The following is a 10821-nucleotide window of genomic DNA, read 5'->3' as shown; positions in this document are numbered from 1 at the left end:
GGAGGATGAAAGGGAAAGTTCGGGTTTTAACAGATGCGTGGGGGGAGGTGGGGATAAATTCGACAGTCGTAGAAAGGGCCGGATCAGTCGGTGATGCTAAGGGCCCCATCGCGAGCAGGCTCGCTCCCACAGGGGAACGCATTCCAATGTGGGAGTGAGCCTGCTCGCGATGAGGCCATTCCTGCCCACACATCTTTAAAGCCATGCGCAAAGCCATTCGTCTTTGCCTCAAACCCCACGCAACAAAAAGATTGAATAATCACACAAAATGTTATTTAAATAACAAAACAACAACGTCCAGCATCAGTCTGGCAAGCCGGATCAAGGTGGGATAGCAATGAGCAAGATCGCAGTCATCGGCAGCAACATGGTGGATCTGATTACCTACATCGACCGCATGCCGGCCCAGGGCGAGACGCTCGAAGCGCCGGGGTTTGCCCTCGGCTGTGGCGGCAAGGGCGCCAATCAGGCGGTCGCTGCGGCGAAGCTTGGGGCGGATGTGCTGATGCTCACCAAGGTTGGCGATGACATGTTTGCCGACAACACCCTGGCCAATTTCCAGCGCTTCGGCATCGACACCCGTTACGTGCAGCGCGTGCCCGGTGTGTCCAGCGGCGTTGCGCCGATCTTCGTCCAGGCCGACTCGCACAACAGCATCCTCATCGTCAAAGGCGCCAATGCGCATCTGCTTCCGGCGGATATCGACTCGGCGGCCCAGGCATTGCGCGAGTGCTCGCTGATCGTCCTGCAACTGGAAATCAACGTCGACACCGTTTACCACGCCATCGAATTCGGCCGCGCGCACAACATTCCAGTCTTGCTCAACCCCGCGCCAGCCTTGTCGGGCCTGAGCCGTGAGCATTTGGCGCACCTGGATTTCCTGGTGCCTAACGAATCCGAGCTGGCGCTGATCACCGGCCAGACCGTGGACTCCCCGGAGTCGGCGCACAAAGCCGCCCAGACACTGGTCGCCAGCGGCATTCGCCACGTGATCGTGACCCTCGGCCAGCAAGGCGCGTTGTACGTGGGCGAGGAGGGCGAGTTCCAGATTCCCGGCCTGTCGGTTGCCGCGCGCGACACCACCGGGGCAGGCGACGCCTTCATCGGTTGCTTCATTCATCACTGGAGCCGCGACCGCGACATCCGCGCCGCCATGACCCACGCCGTGGCGTATTCCGCCTGCTCGGTCACCGGCCTCGGCACCCAGACCTCCTACCCGGACGCCCCAACATTCGCTGAATTCCAGCGCCAACTCGGCGCTTGAAATCGAGCTGATTCACCCCTCGACACTCACCACGGAGAACAACAATGACAAAGCCTCCGCTCCAACAGACGGCCGATGGTTTCTACCTGAACCGCACGCCCTGGTTCGCCTTCATTTTGCTGTGCAGTATCTTCGCGCTGTGGGCGGCGGCCGCGAGTATGAACGACGTGCTCATCGCGCATTTCAAGAAGGCCTTTCTGCTCAGCGACTTCCAGACGGCGTTCGTGCAGTCGGCGTTTTACCTGGGTTATTTCTTCGTGGCGATTCCGGCCGCGCTGGTGGTTCGCCGTTTCAGCTACAAGACCACCATCCTCATCGGTCTGATGCTGTACATGTTCGGTTGCCTGCTGTTTTTCCCGGCGGCGTCGACCGCCAAGTACGGCATGTTCCTGCTGGCGCTGTTTGTGATTGCGGCGGGCCTGTCGTTTCTCGAAACCGCGTGCAACACCTATTCGACGCTGATGGGCCCACGTGAAACCGGCACCCGTCGCCTGAATATTTCCCAGACCTTCCACCCGTTCGGCGCAATGGCCGGGGTCTATGTCGGCAGCTTCGTGATGTTCAAGGACACCGACGCGACCCGCGAGCAGCTCACGCAAATGAGCGCCTCGGACGCGGCGGTCCAGCAGCTGCAAATGATCCAGTCCACCTTGCTGCCATACAAATGGATGATCGCGGTGCTGGTGCTGATGTTCATCTTGATCGCGATAACCCGGTTTCCGAAGTGCAAGGGCAATCAGCCGAGCAGCACCAAAACCGCCAGTCTCGGCCAGAGCCTGTCGCGACTGTGGCGCAACAAGCGCTTCACCTTTGGTGTGTTGGCGCAGTTTCTCTACGTGGGCGCCCAGGTCGGTGTGTGGAGTTTCACCATTCGTTTGGCGATGCAGTTGGGCGGCATGAACGAGCGCAGCGCGTCGTGGTTTTTGCTGACCACGTTTGCCGCGTACTTTGTCGGCAAGCTGATCGCCAACGTGCTGATGCGCAAACTGCACCCGGCCAAGGTGTTGGCGGTGTATGGCGTGCTGTGCATCGTGTTTCTGGCTTATACGATTCTGGTGCCAAACATCACCGCGGTTTATGCGGCGGTGGGTGTGAGCGTATTCCTCGGTCCGTGCTGGCCGACCATTTACGGCTTGACCATTGACGGCCTCGGCGAAGACACCGGCGTCGGCGGATCGCTGCTGGTGATGAGCATCGTCGGTGGCGGGGTGATCCCGATCTTCCAGGGCCTGCTGTCCGATTTCAGCGGCGGCAACATGCAACTGGCCTACAGCGTGCCGTTGCTGTGCTTCATCGTGATCGTGCTGTACGCGGTGCGTTGCCTGCGTCATTCCGACAGCGAACGAGCGCCGGTGGGTGCGGTGGTGACTTCATGAACACGCGGATCAACCTTCAGCCGTCGCAGTTTGGCGAGGCGCGCAAAACCTTGCTGGAATCGGAGGCGTTCACCGTCAGTTCCTGGGTGTATCCCAGTGGCGTGCTGGCGCTGGAATTGGCCAACAGCCGCGGCCGTCTGGTGGTGTTGCCGTATCAGGGGCAGATGATCTGGTCCGCCGTGTTCGATGGTTGCGACCTGACCATGAGCAACCTGTTCAGCCAGCCCCGGCCCAGCCCGACGGTGATCGGCACTTACGGTTGTTTCATGTTTCACAGCGGCCTGCTGCGCAACGGTTGCCCGAGCCCCGAGGACGATCATCCGCTGCACGGCGAGATGCCGTGCGCGGCGATGGATCGCGCCTGGCTGGAGGTCGGTGAGGACAGCGCTGGCGGCTACCTTCGATTGGCTGGCGAGTACGAATATGCGCAGGGGTTTGGTGACCGATACCTGGCCACGCCAAGCGTGACGTTGCGCGCTGATTCAGGACTGTTCGACATCGCCATGCAAGTGACCAATCTGGCAGGCAAGCCAATGGACCTGATGTACATGGCGCACATGAATTACGCCTATGTCGACGGTGCTCGTTTCATCGAACCCTTGGGTTTCGAACGGGTGCGCTTGCGCAGCAGCGTGCCGGCCCACGTGAAACCGACGCCGGTCTGGACCGAATACATGCAAGCGTTGGCGCAAGATCCGCAGCAATTCAACCGTCTGGATCAGCCACATCTCTACGATCCCGAGATCGTGTTTTTCTTCGACGGCGTGCGGGCGGACGACAGCGGCCATGCGCATTTTCTGCTGAGTCATCCCGACGGCGCGGCGTTCTACACCCGCTACCGTCCGGATCAATTCGACCACGCTGCGCGGTGGATCCTGCATAACGCCGATCAGCAAGTGGCAGCGTTCGTGCTGCCGTCCACCTGCGAACCGGAGGGCTACCGCGCCGAGTCCGCCAAGGGCCATGTGCGCTCACTGGCGGCGGGGGCGACGGCGGATTTCAGCGTCACCACCGGTTACCTCAGCGCGGGTGAGCAACAGGCCTTGATCAGATGATCAACTGCGCGCCGCTGGCGGTAATGGCGTCGCGGTAGGCCTTGGGGATTTTCTTGTCGCTGACCACGAACTGGAAATCCCCAAGGTCGGCGAAATGCGCGGTGCGCACCGTGTCGAACTTGCTGTGGTCGGCCAGCAGCAGCCGCTGTTGCGCCTGGCGCAGGACCTTCTGCTTGACCTCCACTTCATTGAAATTGAAGCAGGTCACGCCGAAGTCCTGGCTGATGCCGGCAGCGGAAACGAAGGCCCAGGTCAGGCGCACGCTGTCGAGGATGCCGCTCTCGGTGGTGTTCTCGAACACCTGGTTCTTGCGGTGGAACGTGCCGCCACAGACCACGATATGGCAGTTGGGTTTTTGCGAGAGTTTGAGCAGCACGTTCAGGGAGTTGCACACGGCGGTGAATTCGAGCTCGTCGGGGATGAAATCGACCACGAAAGGCGTGGTGGTGCCGCAGTCGAAGAACACCGTGTCGCCCGGCTGGATAAACCCGGCGGCGAGTTTGCCGATGCGGCGTTTTTCTTCGACGTGGCGGGTGTCCTGTTCGGCCACACGGTAATCGCCGGGCTCGTTGCCATCGTGGATCTTGGTGATATAGCCACCGAGCAGCCGCAGGTGGTCGGTGTACTTGCTGAGGTCGCGGCGCAGGGTCATCTCGGACACGTCCAGCAATGCCGCCATCTCGCGCAGATGGATGGCGCTCTGGTCTTGCAGGGCTTGTTGAATCAGCTTGAGACGCTCGGCTTTTTTACTGTCCACAGGCATTCCGGGGTTGATTGTTGGTGTTATTTAAGTAGCATTATTTGTGAGTTTTGTAACGTTTATGCGCGAATCACCCTCGATTGTGGCGCAGGGGCATTTGAATATACAAACAGGAGTTTTTGCCATGGCACACCTCGAACCCCAAGCGCTGGCGCAGTACATCGATCATACCTTGCTGGCGCCCGATGCCTCCCGCGAGCAAATCGCCGCATTGTGCCGCGAAGCTGCCGAACACGGCTTCTATTCGGTGTGCGTGAACTCGGGGCAGGTGCCCCATGCTGCGCAGTGCCTGGCAGGGCAACGCGTGAATATCTGCGCGGTGGTCGGCTTCCCGCTGGGCGCCGGGCTGAGCGACACCAAGGCCTTCGAAGCCGAGCGGGCGATTGCTGCCGGCGCCGGGGAAGTCGACATGGTGTTGAACATCGGCTGGTTGAAGGACGGCTTGTTCGATCAGGTGCGCGACGACATCGCCCAGGTGTTGGAGGCGTGCGGCAAGGTGCCGTTGAAAGTCATCCTGGAAAACTGCCTGCTCACCGATGCGGAAAAGGTGAAGGCCTGCGAGATCTGCCGTGAACTGAACGTCGCGTTCGTCAAGACCTCCACCGGGTTCAGCCGCAGCGGCGCCACCGTAGAAGACGTCGCGCTGATGCGCCGTACCGTCGGGCCCGACATCGGCGTCAAGGCCTCCGGTGGTGTGCGCGATTACCCGACCGCACTGGCGATGATCGAAGCCGGCGCCACGCGACTGGGCACCAGCTCGGGCATTGCGATCATCAGCGGCGCAAAATCGGCAGGCGAGGGCTACTGATCAGTCCACCTGCAACACGATCTTGCCGATGTGATCGCCGGCTTCCATCCGCGCATGGGCCTGCGCCGCGTCGGTGTACGGGTAAACCTTGTCGATCATCGGCAGGCAACGCCCGGCGGCGAGTACCGGCCACACGTATTCGCGCAACTGTTCGGCGATCGAGGCTTTTTCTTCACGGGTGCGCGAGCGCATCAGCGAGCCGGTGATCGTCGCGCGTTTGCCCATGATCGCCATCAGGTCGACATCGTTGGCGCGGGCGCCGCCGAGGAAGCCGAGCATCACCAGGCGACCTTCCATGCCCAGTGCCGCGATGTTCTGATTCAGGTACGAGCCGCCCATGATGTCGAGGATCACGTTGACGCCTTTGCCGGCGGTTTTTTCCTGGATGACCTGGACGAACTCCTGGTCGCGGTAGTTGATCGCCTCGGCGCCCAGCTTGCGGATCGCTGCACACTTTTCCTCACTGCCCGCCGTGGCGAACGCCTTGACACCGAATTCGCGGCAAAGCATCAGCGCGGTGGTGCCGATGCCGCTGGTGCCGCCGTGAATCAACGCGCGCTGGCCCTTGCTGGCGCCGCCCATGTCGAACAGATTGGCCCAGACCGTGAAGAAGGTTTCCGGGACCGCCGCGGCGTGGACCCAATCCATGCCTTCTGGAATCGGCAGCGTCTGGCTGGCCGGTGCGACGCAATATTGTGCGTAGCCGCCGCCATTGGTCAGCGCACAGACGTTGTCGCCGACGATGAATTCGCTGACGCCCGTACCGATCGCCACCACTTCACCGGCCACTTCCAGCCCGGGAATCGGGCTCATGCCGGGTTTCATCGGGTACTTGCCGGCGCGTTGAATCACATCGGGACGGTTGACCCCGGCAGCGTGCACGCGAATCAGCACTTCGCCTGCGCCGGCCGTGGGCACCGGTTCCTGGCGCGGCTTCAACACCTCGGGGCCGCCGGGCTCGGTGATTTCAATCAGGGTCATGGTTTGCGGCAACGTCATGTGGGAGTCCTGTCGAGAAAGTCGTCTGTAAATGGGATCGCATCAGTGAACCAATAATTCAGTCCAAACCACCAATCCCTTGTGGGAGCGGGCTTGCTCGCGAAAGCGGTGCATCAGTCACCTAATGTGTTGAATGTGACGCCGTCTTCGCGAGCAAGTCCGCTCCCACAGGGTTTGGTCTGTTCAGCAAACGCATGGCCTGTTCCAGCAACAACGCAACCACAATCGCGCCCGCCGCCATCACAAACAGCAACCCATGCTGCCCACCACTGGCATTGAACAACGCCGAATACGCAAACCCTGCAATCGCCTGAAACGTGGCAAACGACACCGTCGCGCGGCTCCAGGCAATCTGCTGCTGGTGATGGTTCGGGATCAGCTCATGAACCCGCGCCAGTGCCAGTGGAACGATGCCCGGCGGGAACGAACCGAGGATCACGGCCAACACGGCCAGCGCTGTGAATGAGCTGGAAATCGACAGCAGGCCGACGGCAATCGCCTGCACCACCAGCACCAGCCGGATGCTTAGCTTCGCACCCAGTTGATCGGCCAGGAAGCCGTAACTCACCGGCCCGATGATCGCGCCCAGTCCGTACATCACCCAGATCAACGCGCCGACATGCGGCCCGGCACCGAGCCCGCGGGCCACGTAATCCACCAAAAACACCATCGCCGGCACCAGCCCGGCGGCCATGAATGCGTATTGGGCGAACAACAGGTAAACCCCTGGATCGGTAGGTGTTGCGGTCTTCTCGATCGACACTTCAACCGCTTGATGATGCGCCTCTTTCGGCCAGCCGAACCAACTCGCGGCCGTCAGAACCAGTGACAGCAGGCCCAGGCCAAACCAGGTTTGCTGCAAGCCAAGGCTTAGCAGCGGCGGAACAATCGTCCCCGAGCCGGCAATGCCCAAGCCGATGCCGAGGAAGATCGCGCCGCTGGCCAGACCTCGGCGCGACGCTGGCACATGGGGCAACACCGTTGCGGCCACCAGCACCATGATCGCGCCGCCGGCAACGCCCGACAGCAGGCGCCAGCCGAAGAACCAGCTCACCGACAACGGAAAACCACAGGCGAAAAACGACAAGGTCACGGCCAGCATCATCAGGCGCAACGCGGTTTTGTTCGACGTGCGGTTGGCCAGTGGGCGTCCGATCAGTGCACCGATCAGGTAACCCACAAGGTTGGCCGCGCCGAGGTACACCACGTCGCTCGCCGAAAACCAGTGCGCCTGGATCAATGAGGGAATCAGCGGTGTGTAGGCAAACCGCGCCAGACCGATGCTGACCAGGCTGGCGGCGAGGCCGGCGAAGATCGGCAGCCAGATCGCGCTGCGCGGGGTGGTCGATGCGCTGTGCATGGGAAACGTCCTGTGAGGTTTTACACTTGGCCCCCAGACTATCCCGAACGACTGATGCAATAACGCAGCGATTTTGCGTTATGGTGATGCGATTATGCATCGGCAGGGGAACGGCATGAATTGGGATGACGCACGGGTGTTTCTGGCGGTGTGCCGCGAGTCGACGCTCCGGGGCGCGGCGCGGGTGCTGGGGGTCGATCAGGCGACGGTCGGCCGACGGATCACGGCACTGGAAAAGTCATTGAGTGCGACGCTGTTCCTGCGCACTTCTGAAGGTTATGCGCTGACAGCGGTGGGGGAGGCGGCGCTGGCGGCCGTGGAGAAAATGGAGCATTCGGCGCTGGAGCTGGAGCGCCAGATTCAAGGGCTCGACGATCGACTGACCGGGCTGGTGCGGGTCAGCACCACCGACTCACTGGCCATCGATTTCCTGATCCCGGCCATTGCTAACTTGCATGAACAACACCCCGACGTGCGGGTGCAACTGGACGCCTCCACGCAGATTCTCAGCCTGGCCAAACGCGAAGCTGACATCGCCGTGCGCAACACCCGGCCGGACAACCCGGACCTGATCGCCCGCCGCATCGCGCGTTGGCCGGTGGGCCTGTTTGCTTCTCAGGAGTATGTCGATGCCCATGGCGTGCCGGCGCCGGGCTCGGCGTTCGAGGGGCATGATCTGGTGGTGTATCAGCCGTATCTGCAGGGCAACAAAGACATGACCCTGGTCTCGGAACCGCTGGGGCGCGGGCGGATTGTGGCCAGTCTGAGTTCCAGTTTGCTGGTGCGTCGATCCCTGGCGGCGGGACTCGGAGTCGGGGAAATTCCGGTGTACATGGGGGAGAGGGACGGGCTGGTCAGGCTGTGGCCGGAGCGCACGCGACCGGTGCCGTATGACGTCTGGCTGGTGACCCATGCGGACTTGCGGCATACCGCCAGGGTTCGTGCGGTCATCGATGAAATTGTCGCGGTGTTTACCGGTACCGGTGAGTGAGTCATCGCTAGTCGAAGGACTAACACAACCCCTGTGGCGAGGGAGCAAGCTCCCTCGCCACAGGTGATGTAGCTGGCTGGTAAAAACCTGGGGGCAGAAGCCCCCCAGGTCATTCACGGTCATGGCATTTGCGGCAGTTCTTGCGGGCGCAAGTCGAACACCAGCACCTCGGCATCCATACCGTTGCTCAACGCGAGTACCTGCTCATCACGAACCCGCACCCCATCGCCTTCCTGCAGCTGCACGCCGTTGAGTTCGACGCTGCCTCGGGCCACATGCACATACGCGTAGCGGTTGGCAGCCAGTTCCAGGGTGGCGCTTTCCTTGCCGTCGATCAGCGCGGCATACACCCGTGCGTCCTGACGCACCTTCAGCGAACCCTTGGCCCCGTCGGGGGAGATGATCAGTTGCAGGCGCCCGCGTTTTTTCTGGGAGCTGAAGTGCTCTTGCTGATAACGCGGTTTGGCGCCGCTGACTTCCGGCACGATCCAGATTTGCAGGAAGTGCACCGGCCGCGTGGCCGAATGGTTGTACTCGCTATGGGCCACGCCGCTGCCGGCGCTCATCAATTGCACGTCGCCGGGGCGGATCACCGAACCGGTGCCCAGGGTGTCCTTGTGTTCCAGCGCACCTTCGAGCACGTAGGAGAAAATCTCCATGTCGCGGTGCGGGTGTTGGCCAAAACCTTTACCGGCCGCCACGCGGTCATCGTTGATCACCAGCAGGTCGGAAAAACCCTGCTCTTTCGGGTTGCGATAGTTGGCGAAGGAAAAGGTGTGGAACGACTTCAACCAACCGTGATTGGCGGCGCCGCGATCGGAGGCTTTGCGAAGGGTCAGCATGATGAAATCTCCTGTGGGGACATTGATTCGTCCGAGTGAGGAGAAGGTTAATGGTTACTGTGCGGTGCAATAAGTAGATGGAAATTGAAATACTGTCGCTTTGAGGTTGACAGTTGTGATCGAGTAATCAGGTATTTTCCTCCGACGCTGACGCCGTACATTGGCCATAATGCACAACACTCTTTAAAGGCCTGACACAAACCCATGTGGGAGCGGGCTTGCCCGCGAAGGCGGCATCACATCCAACAGTGTGGATGACAGACACACCGCTATCGCGGGCAAGCCCGCTCCCACAGGAATTGAGTCCGGTCGATAGACCTTCTTTGACTTCAGTGATGTTTAACCCATGAAAACCGTGGCTATGGTGTTGTTTCCGGACTTTCTGCTGCTCGACATGGCCGGGCCCATGGAAGTGTTTTCCATCGCCAATCGATACCTGGCAGCGGAGGACCGTTATGAGCTGTCGACCATCGGCACCGAACATGGCGCACTGCGCGCTTCCAACGGCGTCAGCGTGCACACCGATCTGCACATCGATCAGGCCGATCAAGCGTATGACCTGTTGCTCGTGCCGGGCGGCCCGGGTGCCTACAACGAAAAACATCCGCCGTTGCTGTGCTGGCTCAAAGACGCCGTGCATCGCGCCGAGCGCTACGGCTCGATCTGCACCGGCGCGTTTGTGCTGGGGCATGCCGGTCTGCTGGACGGTTATCGTGTCACCACCCACTGGCATTACACCGAGCGGCTGATCAAAGGCTTCCCCAAGGCAACGGTGGAGACCGATCAGATTTTCGTGCAGGACCGCAACCTCATCACCTCCGGCGGCGTCACCGCCGGCATCGACCTGGCCCTGTCGGTGGTCGCCGAAGACCACGGCAAGAAAGTCGCCCAGGACGTGGCCAAGGTGTTGCTGGTGGTGATGAAACGCCAGGGCGGGCAAGCGCAGTTCAGCCCGTTGATGGCCACCGTCGCACCACAGGAAACGCCGATCACCCGCGTGCAGAACCATGTGCTGGAACACCTCGACGAAGCCTTCAGCATTGAACGCATGGCCAGCCTGGCCAACATGAGCACGCGGCATTTCGCCCGGATGTTTGCCCGGGACGTGAACATGACGCCCATGGAGTTTCTGCAAAGCGCGCGCATCGACTGCGCGAGAAACCTGCTGGAAACCAGCGACTTGCCGCTCAAGACCGTGGCCTTCAAAAGTGGCTTTGGCAGCGTGCGGCATATGCGCTTTCTGTTCGCCGAAAAGCTCGGCCTGACCCCGACGCAATACCGCGAGCAGTTCAGCTAGAGCGTTCTTGGCCGTTGTGCGCACCGCAATGGCCGTGACGCTCCCACCGTAGCAGTTGTACCGTCACGG

General features: G+C 61.2%; 10 protein-coding genes. 6 read left to right on the top strand and 4 right to left on the bottom strand.

Features of this window, described 5'->3' with window-relative positions:
• Nucleotides 1-337: 337 nt before the first annotated feature.
• The 3 genes from rbsK to ACA053_RS18480 are packed head-to-tail and all read left to right on the top strand — an operon-like array spanning nucleotide 338 to nucleotide 3695.
• Nucleotides 338-1264, top strand: coding sequence for a ribokinase (gene rbsK, locus ACA053_RS18490; protein WP_497393352.1), 927 nt, complete (start codon nucleotides 338-340; stop codon nucleotides 1262-1264).
• A 44-nt stretch (nucleotides 1265-1308) separates the two neighbouring features.
• On the top strand, nucleotides 1309-2640 hold the full coding sequence (fucP, locus tag ACA053_RS18485) for an L-fucose:H+ symporter permease (protein WP_497312252.1): 1332 nt from the start codon (nucleotides 1309-1311) through the stop codon (nucleotides 2638-2640).
• On the top strand, nucleotides 2637-3695 hold the full coding sequence (locus ACA053_RS18480) for an aldose 1-epimerase family protein (RefSeq protein ID WP_109633006.1): 1059 nt from the start codon (nucleotides 2637-2639) through the stop codon (nucleotides 3693-3695). Before fucP ends, ACA053_RS18480 begins: the two co-directional genes overlap by 4 nt.
• On the opposite strand, the gene deoR is transcribed toward ACA053_RS18480, so the two are convergent.
• Complete coding sequence (deoR, locus tag ACA053_RS18475; protein WP_109633005.1) at nucleotides 3688-4452, bottom strand: DNA-binding transcriptional repressor DeoR; 765 nt, start codon at nucleotides 4450-4452, stop codon at nucleotides 3688-3690. The genes ACA053_RS18480 and deoR overlap by 8 nt on opposite strands.
• A gap of 127 nt (nucleotides 4453-4579) precedes the next feature.
• Here deoR and deoC point away from each other — a divergent pair, with 127 nt between their 5' ends.
• The gene (deoC, locus tag ACA053_RS18470) at nucleotides 4580-5263 is read left to right on the top strand and encodes a deoxyribose-phosphate aldolase (RefSeq protein WP_497393351.1); all 684 of its coding nucleotides are present in this window, start codon (nucleotides 4580-4582) and stop codon (nucleotides 5261-5263) included.
• Here deoC and ACA053_RS18465 read toward each other — a convergent pair whose 3' ends face one another.
• Together ACA053_RS18465 and ACA053_RS18460 are read right to left on the bottom strand one after the other, a co-directional pair.
• On the bottom strand, nucleotides 5264-6262 hold the full coding sequence (locus ACA053_RS18465) for an NAD(P)H-quinone oxidoreductase (protein WP_497312249.1): 999 nt from the start codon (nucleotides 6260-6262) through the stop codon (nucleotides 5264-5266).
• Nucleotides 6263-6383: 121 nt separating this feature from the next.
• A complete protein-coding gene (locus ACA053_RS18460; protein ID WP_497312247.1) occupies nucleotides 6384-7622 on the bottom strand; it encodes a YbfB/YjiJ family MFS transporter in 1239 nt (412 codons plus the stop codon).
• A 115-nt stretch (nucleotides 7623-7737) separates the two neighbouring features.
• Between ACA053_RS18460 and ACA053_RS18455 the strand changes: the two genes are divergently transcribed.
• The gene (locus tag ACA053_RS18455) at nucleotides 7738-8613 is read left to right on the top strand and encodes a LysR family transcriptional regulator (protein ID WP_497312245.1); all 876 of its coding nucleotides are present in this window, start codon (nucleotides 7738-7740) and stop codon (nucleotides 8611-8613) included.
• A gap of 119 nt (nucleotides 8614-8732) precedes the next feature.
• Here the strand turns inward: ACA053_RS18455 and ACA053_RS18450 are convergent, their stop codons facing one another.
• Nucleotides 8733-9455 carry a pirin family protein gene (locus ACA053_RS18450; protein ID WP_497312243.1) on the bottom strand — a complete coding sequence of 241 codons (723 nt, stop codon included), beginning with the start codon at nucleotides 9453-9455 and terminating at the stop codon, nucleotides 8733-8735.
• A gap of 346 nt (nucleotides 9456-9801) precedes the next feature.
• Between ACA053_RS18450 and ACA053_RS18445 the strand changes: the two genes are divergently transcribed.
• Entirely contained in the window at nucleotides 9802-10752 is a 951-nt protein-coding gene (locus ACA053_RS18445; RefSeq protein ID WP_109632993.1) for a GlxA family transcriptional regulator, read from the top strand.
• Nucleotides 10753-10821 lie beyond the last annotated feature (69 nt).

The sequence above is a fragment of the Pseudomonas sp. LBUM1672 genome (assembly GCF_059695655.1).
This window is presented reverse-complemented; position numbering and strand designations above follow the sequence as displayed.

Excerpts from the sequence above, each read along its gene's own strand:
- rbsK (WP_497393352.1), top strand. The coding sequence starts at position 338 with ATGAGCAAGATCGCAGTCATCGGCAGCAACATGGTGGATCTGATTACC.
- ACA053_RS18455 (WP_497312245.1), top strand. The coding sequence starts at position 7,738 with ATGAATTGGGATGACGCACGGGTGTTTCTGGCGGTGTGCCGCGAGTCG.
- fucP (WP_497312252.1), top strand. The coding sequence starts at position 1,309 with ATGACAAAGCCTCCGCTCCAACAGACGGCCGATGGTTTCTACCTGAAC.
- deoC (WP_497393351.1), top strand. The coding sequence starts at position 4,580 with ATGGCACACCTCGAACCCCAAGCGCTGGCGCAGTACATCGATCATACC.
- ACA053_RS18445 (WP_109632993.1), top strand. The coding sequence starts at position 9,802 with ATGAAAACCGTGGCTATGGTGTTGTTTCCGGACTTTCTGCTGCTCGAC.
- ACA053_RS18460 (WP_497312247.1), bottom strand. The coding sequence starts at position 7,622 with ATGCACAGCGCATCGACCACCCCGCGCAGCGCGATCTGGCTGCCGATC.
- ACA053_RS18465 (WP_497312249.1), bottom strand. The coding sequence starts at position 6,262 with ATGACGTTGCCGCAAACCATGACCCTGATTGAAATCACCGAGCCCGGC.
- ACA053_RS18450 (WP_497312243.1), bottom strand. The coding sequence starts at position 9,455 with ATGCTGACCCTTCGCAAAGCCTCCGATCGCGGCGCCGCCAATCACGGT.
- ACA053_RS18480 (WP_109633006.1), top strand. The coding sequence starts at position 2,637 with ATGAACACGCGGATCAACCTTCAGCCGTCGCAGTTTGGCGAGGCGCGC.